The sequence below is a fragment of the Methanoregula sp. genome (assembly GCF_028679125.1).
GTDB lineage: Archaea > Halobacteriota > Methanomicrobia > Methanomicrobiales > Methanospirillaceae > Methanoregula.
In genome coordinates, this window is the sequence record NZ_JAJRCG010000001.1 from 171,821 (window position 1) to 186,695 (window position 14,875).

The window sequence follows — 14,875 nt, forward strand, 5'->3', positions numbered from 1 at the left end:
GATCAACTGATGAGATTGGTGATGCTGTGAAATCCCCCGCCCTGCCGGTCAGCACACTTCACGGCATCGGCTTTTGCATAATCCACCCGCTCGGTCACCCGGCATTTCGTGCAATAGGCAAGTGAGGGGGACTTCACCCACTTTGCGCCAACCCGGAACTCCCTGCTGTGGATGCAGAACCCGCAGTTCTCCAGCGGTTCTTTCTTGTCGGGAAGGCACGGGACTTTTCCCTGGCTTGACGGTAAAATACGGTAATCTTCATCGGTCATGATGCACACTTCCGGAACGGTACGATGTATTCTTCCCGCGACCATATAAAACCGGAGAACCGGGACCGTACCCTTTGAAAACATCAGCCTTAAACGGTACCCGGACGAAACCTACTGTATGAAGGTGTGTATCATGTGCGGGGGAGAAGGCACCCGTCTTCGCCCCCTCACCTTCGAACGGCCCAAGCCCTGTATCCCTATTGTCAACCGACCTTCCATCCAGCACCTTGTTGCACACCTGACGAATCTCGGGTTCCGGGAAGTGGTGCTCACACTCGGCTATATGGGGGATGCGATCGAGGAGGCGCTGGGCGACGGCTCGCTCTTTGGCGCCGAGATCACCTATGTCCATGAGAAGTGCAAGCTCGGAACGGCCGGCAGTGTGAAGAATGCACAGGAATACCTCGATGGTCAGGACTTCCTTATCGTTGGCGGTGACCATGTCACCGATCTGAATTTACTGGAGTTCTACCGGGCACACCAGAAGGAGAAGGCCACGGTGAGCATTGGTCTCATCTCCATTGATGACCCCGGGGAATACGGTATTGCGGAGATCGATGTCGGGTACGAGATCAAGCGTTTCAAGGAGAAACCCTCTCCCGGTGAGATCTTCTCCAACCTTGCCAGCACCGGCATGTACGTCTGCAGCCCTGAGGTTTTCGACTATATCCCTGAAGGAATCAAGTATGATTTTGCCCGGGATCTCTTCCCCCGTCTTATGGAAGAAGGCCACTCCCTGAAAGGCTGGCTTGCCCGGGGGAACTGGACGGATGTCGGGAGCCCGCACTCCCTGCGGCATGCGGAGCGGTGGAAACTCCAGGACATTGAGTTCACCGACATCATCGGCGATCTCTCGATGCATGGCGCACAGGTGCAGGGCCCCGTCCAGCTGGGCGGGTCAATCACCCTTGGCAAGAATACCCGGGTCATCGGGCCGGTGGCGATCGGGCCCGGTACGACTATCGGGGACAATGTACTGATCGGACCCTATACGAGCATCGGGGAGAAATGCATCATCCGGAGTAATGTGAAGATCTTCTCATCCTCGCTCTATAACCGGGTGGTTATCGGGGCGAACAGCACGGTCTCCGGCAGTATCATGGACAACGACACCCATATCGGGGAGCACTGCAGCATTGAGAACGATACGGTGATCGGCCCCCGGGTCGTCATGCGGAACCATGTGGTTGTCCATTCCAAGACCCGGCTCTGGCCGGAGGTTGTCATACCCGAAGGAACCATTGTCAAAGAGCACGTACTGAACGAGAAGTTCGACCTGCGGTATGATGGATCGTAATAACCTCTGATATCCTCTGTTTTTTGATTTTGCCGGGCAACCGGGAGAGTCCCGTCAACAAAAAGGCATTCTGCCAAAAAAGAAAAACTGAACTCAGTCTCTCTTGACAAGCCGGTGCGTTATTGCAACGAGCGGGTGTCGGGCGTAGTCGAGTACCTGCACATCGTCAAGGGTTTTTAAGTTCATGGCCAGTGCGGTGCGCTCAAGACCCAGTTCGATATCCTCCCTGATGGTAATAATATACGCATCCAGTGCCGTGATCCCGAGTTTCTTTGCTGCCATGGCCCGGTGATGGCCATCGACAAGGATCGTGCGGCCGGGGCGTTTCACGACAATGATCGGTTCGGCCAGTCCCTTCTTGATCTCGTATACCCGGCCTTCCAGTTCGTCCTCGTAAATCTTCGACTGGGTTGGCAGGAGATCCTTGACCGGCACGATACCCCGGTCAAGGGTAGGGTCCACATTGTACAACTTCTTGAGCGTTGTGATAAAATTGAAGACTTTTTCCGGGGACACATGTTCTATCTGTGACCGGATAACGTCAGAGTTGGAGATGATGCCCAGAAGGTTGTTCTTCTCGTCAACCACCGGCAGTTTCTGGATGCCGCTCCTGAAGATGACGCGTGCTGCATCGTTGATATCCATCTCCGGGTCGGCAACAATGAGGTTTGCCGACATCACCTGTTCAACCGGGGTGGACGGCTGGACGAAGAGCAGGTCGCGGGCGGATATATACCCGACAACCCTGCTGCCGCTGACCACCGGGAAACCATCGTGATTGGTCTTCTGGATCCGGTCGATGACGTCCTTTGCAGTACCGGCAAGATCGACACTGACGACATCATAGGTCATGTAATCTTTGACCTTCTTCTTGTCCATCAGTACAGCTTTACAGCGCCCTGCACTTTAAAACATCGGTACGGTTCAAAAAAAGTGAGTGGCAGACACTTCCCGCTATTCGATAGAGATACGGGGCCTGTCTGCATCTTTTGACTTGTTCAGGGTCACCTCAGGAACACCGTTCTTGAAACCGGCTTTTGCCTTGTGCCCATCGGAATACCGATGAGTTACTCCAGGATAGTATCAATTTGTTATATCTGTTTTCTATACTGCCCATGCTGTCACGCTGTAAATCGGAATAGTTTATAGCAAGTGGTCACGAAGTTATAAGGAGGATCGTTAAATATGGGTGAAAAGAAGAAGAAAGAGGCAGCACAAAACAAGTGGAAGAAGATTCTCTTTGTTGCAGCTGCGGTATTGTTTGTCTTTGTCATGGTGATCTCTTCCATGGGTACGCACTGGATCACCGGAATTGCACCGGTCAAAGCCGGGGATTCAGTAGTGCTTGAATACACCATTTATGATGCATCCGGCATGCCGTTCCTGACAACCGATGAGACGCTGTATGAAAAGAATGCGGGCGCCGGGCAGGCGATCATGTATGGCAAAGATATCAGCCTGACTGCCAACCAGTCCATAAAACAGGCAATCTACCCGGTTGATGTCTATTCTACCAACACTGGCAGCGTGCAGCAATTCGCGCTCTATAACCCTGAATACAATGCGATCAGCAGCGGGGTTGTCGGCATGCGGACAGGTGAGATCAAGAAGATTCCATTATCGACCAACAGTACAATGAGTGCGCTGTTCTCACCGGAAGATCTTGCGCAGGTTCATGTGAACATGAGCTCGCTTTCAATAGGCGACTCCCTTGTGATGGGTGTTTCTGAGACCCAGAATGCAACTGCAACCAACTCGACTGCGGTCAGTTATCTCCGTCTCGGGGATGTGACCCGGATAAACACGAACGGTGTTGTCGTGGAGTTCGGCTATCCCTATGCAGAAATCACCCTCAAATCATTCACAGCAAGTAATTCCTAAACCATATCTTTTTTTATTGCCAGGACGGGTTTCCTGTTCATTGCTCTTTGTATCCTTTTTCAAGACAGGCGATGAGCGGCTTGGACCCGGGCTCCTCAATACCGTGGTGGCGATAAACCGGTATTACCATCGAGAAATCGATGTGAGTAAAAGTGTAATATATATAGTACCGTCTGAAAACAACCGCTTCCATCTAGTGCTTGCCCGTGGAGAAAAGGAGCAGTTAATAAGAGTGGTCCAATTTGGGCAGTATTCGCCTAAAAGATTATAATCGGACCCCGTAGATCCGCTTGATGCGATGGGCTACCGTCTTCCACCCCTCTTTTCGCATGAGCGGGCCGTCACGGAGTTTGAGGTGCGAGATCCGGAACCGTTTCCCTGATGCCACGTACATCTCGTTGACAACAAACGGCTGTTCACCGTCGCATTCCATGTACACCGGGATTGTCTTACGGCCATCGTGGATGGAGACCTTGACCACGACATTCTCGATTGTACGGGTCCAGAGCGTTGTGATGTCGGGGGCCTTTGCCCGCGTCACCCGCTTGTCGCCGCACTCGATAGAGGTTACTTCGACACCGAAGGCATCATCGCCGCACTCGGCAACAAGGTGGTCGTCGACAAAGCATTCATCTTCTTCTGCAAGTTCGATCCCACAGACTTTTGAGGCACCTTCGCGGGATACGATTGCCTTGATCATGAGCGCCTGGGGCTCTTTCTCTTTCGGGAGACGCCGGTGATGACCGCAGGTGGTGCACCGGACGAGCATATCGCGGGAATCCGCAAGTACCTCATGCTCGGTCTCATCGTTGCATTCGGGGCAGTTGGCGGTGATAAACATTGAATATCAATGGCAACCCTCACATGATAAAGCATGGAGGCACAGGAGATCATCCGGTGCCGGGGACACCCGCTGGTCCTTGGCACGCACCCGACAACCTTTGAGGTGACCTGCGAGGATCACCTGACCGAAAACGGGAATTGTATCATCGGGATTGCCGCGGACAAGGGCTGTGCCGGGCTCTCACCGGAATTCAGAAAGGCGCTGGCCCATGATGATGCGATCCTGCGGACCCGGCTGGAATGCGGAGGGATTGTCGCGGAGATCACGTCCCGGGGCTCTGCGCAGATGACCCTTGACCACCCGACAGATATGGTCTGGCGCAGGAGCACGTTTGTCTGCGGGCGCACGATCGGAATCCTCTCGGATTCGGTTGCAGGAACGCTCCCACGCGATCTTATACGGAACCTTGTCCTGGGAAAAGAGATGCTTGTGACCCTGGCGGTTACCTGTCCCGGCTGAGCGTGGTAATCTTTACTTCCGCTTCGGCGAGCATGCTCTCGCACTGCTTCACGAGGGCCGCACCCTGCTCGTAGAGTTTCATGCTCTCGTCAAGGCTTGTATTCCCGTCCTCGATCTTCTCGATGATCTTCTTCAGCTGTTCGATCGTTGTCTCATATGTTTCCGTCATGATCCACACGCTCCACGTTCACGAGACTGCTCCCGTCATAAAACTGTATCTTCATGCGATCCCCCGGGGTAATGCCCGCAACCCCCCGCACGACCGCGCCCTCTTTCTCCACCACACAATATCCCCTGGCCAGGAGCGCACGGGGGCTTCTCCCTTCCAGCGCGTTTCTCATCCCCGCAAGGAGGAGGCGCTCGCGTTCGAGCCGGGTGGAAAATCCCCGTTCGAGCCGTTCGGCAAGATCGGCTGCATCCGTCTTCCGCTCGTCCAGTTTCCGGAGGAACCGTTGGGGCCGGAGCCGGTCGCGGAGGCCGGTGATCTCCTCTTTTACCCATGCAACCCTCTCGATCAGGGCATCACTCATCCGGCATCGCAGTTCCGCAAGCTGCGAGCGCAGGATGTTCCGGTCCGGCACGACAAGCTCGGCAGCAGCCGATGGTGTCGGCGCCCGCATATCCGCAGCAAGATCGGCGAGCGTGACATCCACCTCGTGGCCGATGGCGCTGACAACCGGTACCGGGCAGGCAGCGATCGCCATAACGACCTCCGGGTGGTTGAACGGGAAGAGGTCCTCGAAGCTTCCCCCGCCCCGGGCCACGATCACGACATCCACAAGCCCGGCAAGGCGCTCAATTGCCGCCGCGATCTCGTGGTGCGCCGTCTCGCCCTGCACGGCCGTAGGCGAGATGACGATCTCCACCGGATACCGCCGCCCGATCACGTTCCGGATATCATGGATCACGGCACCTGTTTCTGAAGTAACCACACCGATCCGTGCGGGAAATGCGGGGAGCTGCCGTTTCCGCTCCTGTGCAAACAGGCCCCGTGCGTCAAGGTCCTTCTTCCACTTCTCAACGAGCAGGTATTTCTCGCCAAGGCCGGCTTTCTCCATACTCTTAACCTGGAACTGGTAGGCGCCGTGGGGAGCATATACCACCACAGACCCGGAGACCACCACCTCCATCCCTTCCTCCGGTGTGAACGCGAGCCGGTCTGCATCAGACCTCCACATCACGCACTTGATCACCGCAGCAGTGGATCCCCCGCCCTTCTCCGAGAGCGAGAAGTACCGGTGTCCCCGGCTATGGTGCTTGTAGTTGGTCACCTCGCCCCGGACCCGGATATCCTGCAACCGGGAGTCGTCGAGGAGCCCGGCAATGACTGCCGAGAGCTCCGAGACGAGCAGGGGCGCACTTGCACCGGCGGCAGCAGGTTCCTCGGGGGTATTGAACCAGTCCATCAACAACTATTAGGCTAAAACCGCATATCAAGTAGTACTACCATGGTGTCGTTCTCCGTCGCCAGCATGTTCTTCCACGAGTACACGCTTCCCGAGATCTTCTCGTTTGTCTCCCGGTCAGGACTCAACGGGCTGGAATTCTGGCTGGAGACTCCCCATTTCTGGCTCCGGGATATGCCCATGGACGAGGTGGTTGCCTGCCGGAGAGAGCACCCGGAACTGACAACCTTCACCGTACACACACCGATCCTCGACCTCAACCCCTGTTCCATTAATCCTGCTGTGGCCGATGTCTCGGTGGAATATGCCGTCAGGTCGCTGGAGATCGCCGGTCAGATGGGTGCGGGCGTCTTTACGGTCCACCCGGGAAGGAGAACAGCAAAACGCCCCCCGGGCGAGGCGGACTTTGTCCGTTTCCGTCACTATATCAGCGTCCTCCGCGAGGCGGCGATGCGCGACTCTATCCGGGTCTGCATGGAGAACATGGAGCCTGCGGTCAACTCCCTGCTCTGCACTCCGGAGCGGATGCGGGAACTCCTTGATGATGAACCGTGGCTCTTCTTCACGCTCGACGTCTCCCATGCCCTTGCGAAATCCGAAGAAGAGCCGATCCGGTATATCGAGCTCTGCCATGACCGTCTTGCGAACGTGCATATCAGCAGGGTCGAGAAAAAGACCCTGCACCTCCCGCTTGCAAAAAGCCCGGTTATGGCAGACGTCATGCGTTCTCTTGCGGACGCTGGTTATACCGGCAGCCTCACCCTCGAGATTGAGGACCTGAACTTCGGCCGGCCCTACTCGGCCGATGAGAAGATTGCCCTGCTCGCACAGGACTGCGCCTTCATGCACGAATGCATGGACTAATCGCTGGTTTTATTAAATTTGCTCCCGAATATAGGTATGAAATTCCCGCGGTATGCGGGAGAGATATGCGTGCACCCGCACGTTGTGAAACCCAATGATTCTGGACGCCCTGGAAATCCTTCTCTTCATCATCTGTGTCCTGCTCTCCGCGTTTTTCTCCAGTTCGGAAGTGGCTCTCGTTGCTATGACCCGTGCCAAGGCACGGACGCTTGTCAACGAGGGAAAACCCGGTGCGCAGGCTGTGGCAGCCCTCAAGGAATCGCCGGAACATCTCCTGATCACGATCCTTGTCGGTAACAATATTGTCAATATCGCTGCGGCGTCAATTGCCACGGCAGCGGCGATCCGGATGTTCGGCGACCTCGGTGTCGGCATTGCCACGGGATTTGTGGTGATCGTGCTCCTGGTTTTCGGCGAGATCGGTCCCAAGATCTATGCCGCACGGGCAACAGACTCGTTTGCCCTGACGGTCGCGCCGGTGGTCCTCGTCCTCTCCCGGGTGTTAAGCCCGGTCATCTGGCTTGTGGAGAAGGTTAGCCCGACATTTGGTATCGGCAAGGAGGTCTCCGAGCCCGCGGTCACGGAAGAGGAGATCAAGGAGTGGATCGATGTCGGCAAGGAAGAGGGCACGATCGAGCAGGGCGAGCAGGACATGCTCTACTCGGTGCTCGAGTTCGGCGACACCCCCGTCAGAGAGATCATGACGCCCCGGGTCGACGCGATCCTCATGGAGGACACCCTGACGTTCGAGGAGGCGATCCGGATCTTCAACGAGACGGGTTTCTCGCGGATCCCCGTCTACCACGACCGCATCGACAATATCAACGGCATCCTGAACGTCAAGGATGTCTTCGCCGCCATGGTCTCGCACCGCAAATCATCGACTATCAAGGAGGTCATGTATGACCCGATGTTCGTGCCCGAGACCAAGAAGATCGATGACCTGTTAAAGGAACTCCAGGTCCACCGGGTCCAGATGGCGATCATCATCGATGAGTACGGCAGTTTCGTCGGGATCGCGACGGTCGAGGACATCCTGGAGGAACTTGTCGGGGATATCATGGATGAGTTCGACAAGGAAGAGCCTGATGTCCAGGAACTCTCCCCCGGTGTCTCTGTTGTCGATGCCCAGATGTGGGTCGAGGACATCAACGAGCAGATGCATCTTAACCTCCCGACCGATGAATCCTACGAGACCGTAGGAGGACTAGTTATCGACCGGCTCGGGCACCTCCCTCAGCACCCGGGCGAGAAAGTGGAGATCGATGAGGGCAGGGTAACGCTCGTTGTCATGCAGATGCACGGGCGGCGCATCGTGAAGGTGAAGATCGTTGTCCGGGCAGAGAACACGAACGGTTCGGGTCTGGCCTGATCCATCATTATCTGAGAGGTACGGGTATGAAAAAACGCATTGCAGTCCTCGCATCGGGAAGGGGTTCGAACTTCCAGGCTATTATTGATGCCATTGGTGCGGGAACGATCCCCGCAACCTGCGTTGCACTCATCACGGACAACCCGACGGCCTATGCAATAGAACGGGCAGAAAAAGCCGGCATCCCGGTAAAGGTCATCGATTTCAGATCATTTCCCTCGCGTGAAGCGTACGAGCGTGCCCTGCTTGCTGCTATGCAGGAAGCACGGGCGGATCTCTACGTCCTTGCCGGGTACATGCGTATCCTGGGAAACGAGGTGGTGCGGGCGTTCCCGGGGAAGATGGTGAACATCCACCCGGCCCTTCTCCCGAGTTTCACCGGCCTCCATGCCCAGCGCCAGGCCATACTCCATGGCGTGAAGGTTGCGGGGTGCACGGTGCACTTCGTTGACGAGAGCCTTGACTGCGGCCCCATCATCCTCCAGAAGTGCGTCCCGGTCCTGGATGGCGATGACGAGGATACCCTTGCCGATCGCATCCTTGAACAGGAACATACTGCGTTCCCCGAAGCGGTCCGGCTCTTCTGCGAAGACCGGCTGGAGATCGCAGGCAGAACCGTCCGGGTGCGGAAGTAAGTATTCACCCTGAACCGTTCCTGGTCCCGGGCGAACCCGAAGATTATTATCCGGGACGCTGATAGTGTACCAGAACCGGGAGCCATATCACGGATTATGAAAGAGAGATCGAGGAACCCGGCAACAAAGAAGATCGCAAAGGAGCGCATAAGCGAACTCTTCGTGCAGGCACAGGGGGCATTCGCCGAGCACCCGGAACGGAGCAACCGTTACGTGGAACTTGCCCGGAAGATCGCAATGCGCCAGCGTGTCCGGATCGACCGGGAACTCCGTCGGCAGTACTGCCACCACTGTTACGCGTTTCTCGTCCCGGGCAACAATATGCGGGTGCGGGTACACCGGGGGAATGTCGTGGTCACCTGCCGCACCTGCAACAAAAAGACGCGATACCGCGTGGTGAGACCTGATGGCGGAACCGAACAATAACTCAATGCAGGATCTGAAGCCGACCGTCTGGATCGGCAAGCAGGGAAGTACGGAAACGATGATCGAAGAGATCGCATCCCAGCTCAAGAAACGTAAAATAATCAAGGTCAAGTGGCTCCAGAACACGGAGGTTGACCCGGAGGCGATAGCAGCGCAGGCAAAAGCGAAGCTGGTCGAAGTGCGGGGCAGGACGATGGTCCTGGCAGACAAGAGCCGGGCACCGGGGACTCCGTCAAAGCCCGCGAAATCTCCCGCAAAAGCCACCGCCAAGGCAACCGCCCGGGCTTCGGTAACCGCCCTGGATCGATCCAGGGCAAAGGCTCCGGCAAAATCACGGTCACGGGTCTCCACCAGGGAACCTACCCGATCTGCGGCCACATCCCCGGCCCGATCTCCCTCCGGATCATCCCCCCGGACTTCTGGCAGATCCCCGGCCCGATCCTCCGCGAAAACGCCGGCAAAAGAGACTGCAACGGTAAAACGGCGCCAGACCGGTACCATGCAGCGGGGACGAAAGTGAGTCTGGTATCACGGTGACCGTCCGCAGGAACACATCTGCGCGATCTCCCCCGTCCCGTACCTTTTTTTCTCCGATCCGTCAGGGCTTCTGCCCTTGGAAATATATAAGAACCATCCTCACAAATAACATAAGACTGTTATTTCATTATTCAACAGTGAGGTAGTAGAATGACAACAGTATACGATGTCCCCGCTGACCACATCATCCGGAGGGTCGCCGAGGAGCTCAAGAAACGGAAGGAGATCGTCCCTCCCGCCTGGGCAGCCTTCGCTAAAACCGGTGTGCACAAAGAGATGCCGCCGGAAGATCCCGACTGGTGGTTCATACGGGTAGCAGCAGTGTTGAGACGCGTCTATGTCGACGGCCCGATGGGTGTCGAGAGGATGCGGAGTTTTTACGGCGGTAACAAGAACCGTGGGTCAAGACCCAACAAGTTCCGCAAGGGCAGCGGGTCTATCCTGCGCAAGTCTGTCCAGCAGCTCGAAGCAGCAGGTCTCGTCATCCACGACAAGACCGGTCGCCGGGTTTCTCCTGAAGGAATGAAGTTCCTGGACAACCTCTCGCTGGAAGTCCTAAAGAGCCCGCCAGCACCTGTCCCGAAGCGTGTCAAGCCGGTTGTCGAAGAGGCCAAGAAGGCCGACGGCAAGGGCAAGAAGAAGAGCGCAAAGGAACCGGCAGCAGAAGGCGCCGACGGTGCAAAGGCCGAGAAGAAACCGGGAAAGAAGAAAGCCGAAAAGACTGAAGCCCCCCAGTGAGGTAACAGCATGGGTGACGACGAGCTTAACGAAATCCGCAGACGCAGGATGGCACAGCTGCAACAGCAGGCTGGCGATCAACAGGGTATGCAGGAAGAGCTCGAACGCCAGCAGCGTCAGAAACAACAGATCCAGATGATACTCATGCAGGTTCTCGAGCCGGATGCGAGAGAACGGCTGAATACCATCAAGCTCACCAAGCCGGATTTCGCCGGCGCGGTCGAGCAGCAGCTCATCCAGCTCGCACAGAGCGGACGGTTGCAGAAGAAGATCACCGATGCACAGCTCAAGGAGCTGCTCAGGCAGCTCGCGCCAGCCAAACGGGATTACTCCATAACAAGGAAATAATGAAAGCCGGAGTGCTTTACAGCGGCGGTAAGGACAGTTCCCTTGCAGCAATCCTGCTGGGTACGTATTACCAGGTCGAACTCAACACGTTCGTGTTCGACCAGGACCGCCTAATCCCCTCGGTTGAGGCTGCGGCAGACGCGCTGGGATATCCCATAAAAAAACGAGTATTCGAGGAAGGGATGCTGAACAAAATGGTCGACCTGGTCGTGGAGAAGGGGTATCCGAATGATGCCATCAACTTCGTGCACAAGTCGGCCGTGGAATCGCTCGCAGGAGAGTATGACGTGGTCGGGGACGGCACACGGTTTGATGACCGGGTCCCGATGCTCTCCCGCGAGGCGGTCCAGAGCCTGATGAGCCGGACAGGGAGTTCGTACGTGCGACCCCTGCTCGGTGTTCCCAGGCGCGAAGTCGACCGGCTGGTGGATCAGCTCCTCGTCGTCCAGTACGGCGAGACCGGTACCATCGAGAACGGCGATTACGAATCCGAGATCCGGGATGCGTTCCGGGCCCGCGGGCTCGATTACACAACCCTGTTCCCGCAACATCACGAGCAGTCGCTTGTGGTCGGCAGGAAAGTTAATTAAAGGTGAACGGAAATGAGCAAACTAAGCAAAGGCAGGAAAATCCGGCTTGCGAAGGCATGCGACCAGAACCGGCGCGTGCCCCAGTGGGTTATGGTCAGGACCAAGAGGGCGGTTGTTTCGCACCCGAGACGGCGGAACTGGCGCAAGAGCACGCTGAAGGTGTAATCAATGGCAGACAAGATGGAAGAGCATGTCTATGTAATCCCTCTCAGGGATGCCCGCCGCATGCCCCGCTGGAAGCGGAGTAATGGTGCGATCAAGGATATCAGGAAGTACCTGGCCAAGCACATGAAGAGCGAAGATGTCAAGCTCGACCAGGCAATCAACGAGAAGGTATGGTCACGGGGCAGCTCCAAGCCGCCATCAAAGATCCGTGTCCGTGCCATGAAGATGGAGGACGGGCAGGTTCAGGCAGAACTTGCACCGGAATCGTAGATGCAAAGGACGATCACGTTCGACGGCGATCCGAACATCGGGGTTTTTGCCCGGGTGCTCGGGGATATCGCGATTATTCCCCCGGAATCACCGGAGGATTTCAGGGCAGCAGTAAAAGAAGCGCTCGATGTAACGCTTATCGAGACCACGATCCAGGGCAGTGCCATCATCGGTTCGCTCGTTGCCGGCAACAGCCGTGGTGCCGTGGTCTCGGGGCTTGCCACGAAAGAGGAGATTGCCCTCCTGGCGGAGTACCGCGAGGTTATGCTGCTCAATGAATCGATGAACGCCGCGGGCAACGTGATCATGGCAAACGATACCTTTGCCGCAGTCCACCCGGACATGCCCGCTGACCTGATGAACGTGATCGGCGAGTTCCTTAAGGTCGAGATCTTCCCTCTCGTGCTCGGCGGCGTCAAGACCGTCGGCATGGCAGGCGTTGCCACGAACAAGGGTATCATCGTGCACCCGCGTGCAACAGACCGTCAGATCGAACAGATCGAGTCGGTGGCGAAGATTCCGGTCGGAACAGGCTCGATCAACATGGGCAGCGGTCTCGTGGGAACCGGTCTTCTCGTTAACGAGAAAGGGTATCTCACGGGCAATGCCACGAGCGGGTTTGAACTGGGCAGGATTGAGGATGTATTTGGTTTTCTGGAGTGAATGAATTATGGCAGATCAGAAGTTTGAAGTGAAAGGCACATTCCTGATGGGCGAGAACTGGATGCCCTACACGAAAGTGATCGAGGCACCCAACGAGCGGCAGGCGCAGGAGCGCACCTTTGCCGTCATCGGCAGCAAGCACAACCTGAAGCGGCGCTACATCAAGATAGACGGCGTCAAGGCTGTGAAAGCCGAGTAATTTTTTTCTCTTTTCTCACGACTTCAAAACAGTCTATCCGTGCGTTGTTCTCATCGGTGTTTTTATCCCATACCGTGCCGGATATCTCCCCATGAAGGAAGAAACCCGCTGGAAACTGCTCGTGGCTCTTGCGCTCGTAACGGTCACGCTGTTCCTGATGACAATCCATCTCCTGATCTACCGGGATCCCAACCACCTGTTCATGTACTTCCTCGGGGACCTGGTCTTTGTCCCGATCGAGGTGCTCTGCGTGACGCTGATCATCGATGAGATGCTGGAATCGCGGGAGAAGCAGCAGCGGATGGAGAAGCTGAACATGGTGATCGGGATCTTCTTCTCCCGGTTCGGCACCCCGCTCATTGCCCGGCTCGCGAATGCGGACCCGTGTGTCTCCCGGCTCCAGAAGGAGATGGCAGCAGGTGCAGACTGGACTGCCGACCGGTTCCGCACGGTCCGGGCAGGTCTTGACGGGTCGAAGTGCACCATCGATCCTGCCCGCGCCGACCTCGAATCCTTACAGGGGTTCCTGCTCAACAACGAGGATTTCCTCATCAGCATTGTCGAGAACCCGATGGTCTTTGAGCACGAGTCGTTCACGGAACTGATCTTTGCCGTCACGCATTTTGCTGAAGAACTGAAAGCCCGGAGCGATCTTGCGAACCTGCCCCCGACCGATATCGCCCATCTCAGGGGTGATATGGAACGGGTGTATTCGCGTCTCGTGCCGGAATGGCTGAAGTACATGGAGTACCTGAAGAACCATTACCCGTACCTGTTCAGCCTCGCGATGCGGCAGAACCCGTTCGATGAGAAGGCGAGTGTAATCGTGAAGTAGGGGATCATCCCTCCCAAAAATCCAATCGGGAGGGGGGTATGCCGGAGACCCCCCCTCCCCCCAACATGAGCATATCAGCGTTGTTCCTGCTGCCCGGACCCGGGTGGTGTGGCATGGTGTCGTCAGAGTGTCACGGCCGGATGAGGTTTTTAAAAAAAGGATCGGTGCTGCGATCTTTCCTGAAGATTGGGGGGTACCCCCCCTTCCAATAATAATGTGGGTGGGGGGGTCTCCGCGATTTGAAAAAATAATGGAGGGGGGGTATGCGGGACACCCCCCTCCTCAAAAATGGTATTGCACATCTATTGCACACGTTCCGGGCCCCCTTCCGGAATGGTGTCTCCGGTGAGATACCTCTTCCATGTGCTTACTCAAAAATGATCGGAGGGGGTATGATCCGGCTAACTGGGGGGAGGGGTCTCCCGGATACCCCCCCACCCCCATGCAGGGGGGGTCTGCACAAAATAAAATCAAACGGGCGGGGGGGTATGGCAGAGACCCCCCTCCCCCCAATCAGCAGCAGGATTCCGACATGTATATCGTGAACTCCGCGTACTCTTCTCACACTATACGGTAGGTGCGATCCTGAACACAATCCATAAGAAGATGCTACTCCTTGTGCTGATCTTTGCCTGCGGGGTATTCCTCGGCGCAGTATATACCACGTATCTCACTCCCCCGGCAGTACACCCGGCAAAGCAGGCGGTCTTTTCAAAGAATGCACCGGAACCCATCGGGCCGTACAGCCAGGCCATCGAGTCCGGCGATTACGTGTACCTGTCCGGCCAGATCGGCCTGGATCCTGCAACCGGCAACCTGACTGCCGGAGGCGCACAGGAACAGACCGTCCGGGCCATGGAGAACCTCCACGCCGTCCTCAGTGCTTCCGGGCTCTCGTTCTCCGATGTGGTCCAGACGCGGATCTATCTCACCAGCATGAGTGATTTTACCACGGTGAACCAGGTCTATGGCACGTATTTCAACGATACCTGGCCGGCACGCTCCACGGTGCAGGTTGCCGGTCTTCCCAAAGGGGGGGTAGTCGAGATCGAGATGGTGGCGCAGAAGCGGTAGGCC

Annotated in this window: 22 protein-coding genes; 17 read left to right on the forward strand and 5 right to left on the reverse strand. The window is 56.7% G+C overall.

Going from position 1 to position 14,875, the window contains the following annotated elements; genetic code table 11:
* Nucleotides 1-2: 2 nt before the first annotated feature.
* Nucleotides 3-269 carry a hypothetical protein gene (locus tag LUQ43_RS00910; RefSeq protein WP_299962825.1) on the reverse strand — a complete coding sequence of 89 codons (267 nt, stop codon included), beginning with the start codon at nucleotides 267-269 and terminating at the stop codon, nucleotides 3-5.
* A gap of 118 nt (nucleotides 270-387) precedes the next feature.
* On the opposite strand from LUQ43_RS00910, the gene LUQ43_RS00915 reads away from it, so the two are divergent.
* On the forward strand, nucleotides 388-1,566 hold the full coding sequence (locus tag LUQ43_RS00915; RefSeq protein ID WP_299962827.1) for an NDP-sugar synthase: 1,179 nt from the start codon (nucleotides 388-390) through the stop codon (nucleotides 1,564-1,566).
* A gap of 93 nt (nucleotides 1,567-1,659) precedes the next feature.
* On the opposite strand, the gene LUQ43_RS00920 is transcribed toward LUQ43_RS00915, so the two are convergent.
* Nucleotides 1,660-2,445 (reverse strand): CBS domain-containing protein, encoded by a 786-nt coding sequence (locus LUQ43_RS00920; protein ID WP_299962829.1) that lies wholly within the window; start codon nucleotides 2,443-2,445, stop codon nucleotides 1,660-1,662.
* A gap of 306 nt (nucleotides 2,446-2,751) precedes the next feature.
* Between LUQ43_RS00920 and LUQ43_RS00925 the strand changes: the two genes are divergently transcribed.
* The gene (locus LUQ43_RS00925; RefSeq protein WP_299962831.1) at nucleotides 2,752-3,447 is read left to right on the forward strand and encodes a hypothetical protein; all 696 of its coding nucleotides are present in this window, start codon (nucleotides 2,752-2,754) and stop codon (nucleotides 3,445-3,447) included.
* A gap of 265 nt (nucleotides 3,448-3,712) precedes the next feature.
* Here LUQ43_RS00925 and LUQ43_RS00930 read toward each other — a convergent pair whose 3' ends face one another.
* Nucleotides 3,713-4,288 (reverse strand): HVO_0476 family zinc finger protein, encoded by a 576-nt coding sequence (locus tag LUQ43_RS00930; protein ID WP_299962833.1) that lies wholly within the window; start codon nucleotides 4,286-4,288, stop codon nucleotides 3,713-3,715.
* 33 nt (nucleotides 4,289-4,321) lie between these two features.
* Between LUQ43_RS00930 and LUQ43_RS00935 the strand changes: the two genes are divergently transcribed.
* Nucleotides 4,322-4,750 carry a DUF371 domain-containing protein gene (locus tag LUQ43_RS00935; protein WP_299962835.1) on the forward strand — a complete coding sequence of 143 codons (429 nt, stop codon included), beginning with the start codon at nucleotides 4,322-4,324 and terminating at the stop codon, nucleotides 4,748-4,750.
* On the opposite strand, the gene xseB is transcribed toward LUQ43_RS00935, so the two are convergent.
* Together xseB and xseA are read right to left on the reverse strand one after the other, a co-directional pair.
* On the reverse strand, nucleotides 4,734-4,919 hold the full coding sequence (gene xseB, locus LUQ43_RS00940) for an exodeoxyribonuclease VII small subunit (RefSeq protein WP_299962837.1): 186 nt from the start codon (nucleotides 4,917-4,919) through the stop codon (nucleotides 4,734-4,736). The genes LUQ43_RS00935 and xseB overlap by 17 nt on opposite strands.
* Nucleotides 4,903-6,156 carry an exodeoxyribonuclease VII large subunit gene (gene xseA, locus LUQ43_RS00945; RefSeq protein WP_299962839.1) on the reverse strand — a complete coding sequence of 418 codons (1,254 nt, stop codon included), beginning with the start codon at nucleotides 6,154-6,156 and terminating at the stop codon, nucleotides 4,903-4,905. Before xseA ends, xseB begins: the two co-directional genes overlap by 17 nt.
* Nucleotides 6,157-6,198: 42 nt before the next feature.
* Here xseA and LUQ43_RS00950 point away from each other — a divergent pair, with 42 nt between their 5' ends.
* From LUQ43_RS00950 to LUQ43_RS01015, 14 genes are all read left to right on the forward strand, one after another.
* Nucleotides 6,199-7,020 carry a sugar phosphate isomerase/epimerase family protein gene (locus tag LUQ43_RS00950; protein WP_299962841.1) on the forward strand — a complete coding sequence of 274 codons (822 nt, stop codon included), beginning with the start codon at nucleotides 6,199-6,201 and terminating at the stop codon, nucleotides 7,018-7,020.
* Between the two features lie 94 nt (nucleotides 7,021-7,114).
* Entirely contained in the window at nucleotides 7,115-8,392 is a 1,278-nt protein-coding gene (locus tag LUQ43_RS00955) for a hemolysin family protein (RefSeq protein WP_299962843.1), read from the forward strand.
* Between the two features lie 26 nt (nucleotides 8,393-8,418).
* Nucleotides 8,419-9,027: a phosphoribosylglycinamide formyltransferase gene (gene purN, locus LUQ43_RS00960; RefSeq protein WP_299962845.1), complete on the forward strand. Its 609-nt coding sequence runs from the start codon at nucleotides 8,419-8,421 to the stop codon at nucleotides 9,025-9,027.
* Nucleotides 9,028-9,123: 96 nt separating this feature from the next.
* Nucleotides 9,124-9,453 (forward strand): ribonuclease P protein component 4, encoded by a 330-nt coding sequence (locus LUQ43_RS00965; RefSeq protein WP_299962848.1) that lies wholly within the window; start codon nucleotides 9,124-9,126, stop codon nucleotides 9,451-9,453.
* On the forward strand, nucleotides 9,434-9,973 hold the full coding sequence (locus LUQ43_RS13350; RefSeq protein ID WP_363318464.1) for a YhbY family RNA-binding protein: 540 nt from the start codon (nucleotides 9,434-9,436) through the stop codon (nucleotides 9,971-9,973). The genes LUQ43_RS00965 and LUQ43_RS13350 overlap by 20 nt, the downstream gene beginning before the upstream one ends.
* 167 nt (nucleotides 9,974-10,140) lie before the next feature.
* The gene (locus tag LUQ43_RS00975; RefSeq protein ID WP_299962850.1) at nucleotides 10,141-10,728 is read left to right on the forward strand and encodes a 30S ribosomal protein S19e; all 588 of its coding nucleotides are present in this window, start codon (nucleotides 10,141-10,143) and stop codon (nucleotides 10,726-10,728) included.
* 9 nt (nucleotides 10,729-10,737) lie between these two features.
* Nucleotides 10,738-11,076, forward strand: coding sequence for a DNA-binding protein (locus LUQ43_RS00980; protein ID WP_299962852.1), 339 nt, complete (start codon nucleotides 10,738-10,740; stop codon nucleotides 11,074-11,076).
* On the forward strand, nucleotides 11,076-11,666 hold the full coding sequence (locus LUQ43_RS00985) for an alpha hydrolase (protein WP_299962854.1): 591 nt from the start codon (nucleotides 11,076-11,078) through the stop codon (nucleotides 11,664-11,666). The genes LUQ43_RS00980 and LUQ43_RS00985 overlap by 1 nt, the downstream gene beginning before the upstream one ends.
* Before the next feature lie 12 nt (nucleotides 11,667-11,678).
* Nucleotides 11,679-11,831 carry a 50S ribosomal protein L39e gene (locus tag LUQ43_RS00990; protein WP_299962856.1) on the forward strand — a complete coding sequence of 51 codons (153 nt, stop codon included), beginning with the start codon at nucleotides 11,679-11,681 and terminating at the stop codon, nucleotides 11,829-11,831.
* A gap of 3 nt (nucleotides 11,832-11,834) precedes the next feature.
* A complete protein-coding gene (locus tag LUQ43_RS00995) occupies nucleotides 11,835-12,101 on the forward strand; it encodes a 50S ribosomal protein L31e (protein WP_299962858.1) in 267 nt (88 codons plus the stop codon).
* Entirely contained in the window at nucleotides 12,102-12,764 is a 663-nt protein-coding gene (locus tag LUQ43_RS01000) for a translation initiation factor IF-6 (protein ID WP_299962860.1), read from the forward strand.
* A 7-nt stretch (nucleotides 12,765-12,771) separates the two neighbouring features.
* A complete protein-coding gene (rpl18a, locus tag LUQ43_RS01005; protein WP_299962862.1) occupies nucleotides 12,772-12,963 on the forward strand; it encodes a 50S ribosomal protein L18Ae in 192 nt (63 codons plus the stop codon).
* Between the two features lie 91 nt (nucleotides 12,964-13,054).
* On the forward strand, nucleotides 13,055-13,798 hold the full coding sequence (locus LUQ43_RS01010) for a hypothetical protein (protein ID WP_299962864.1): 744 nt from the start codon (nucleotides 13,055-13,057) through the stop codon (nucleotides 13,796-13,798).
* A gap of 606 nt (nucleotides 13,799-14,404) precedes the next feature.
* The gene (locus tag LUQ43_RS01015) at nucleotides 14,405-14,872 is read left to right on the forward strand and encodes a RidA family protein (RefSeq protein WP_299962866.1); all 468 of its coding nucleotides are present in this window, start codon (nucleotides 14,405-14,407) and stop codon (nucleotides 14,870-14,872) included.
* Nucleotides 14,873-14,875: the final 3 nt, after the last annotated feature.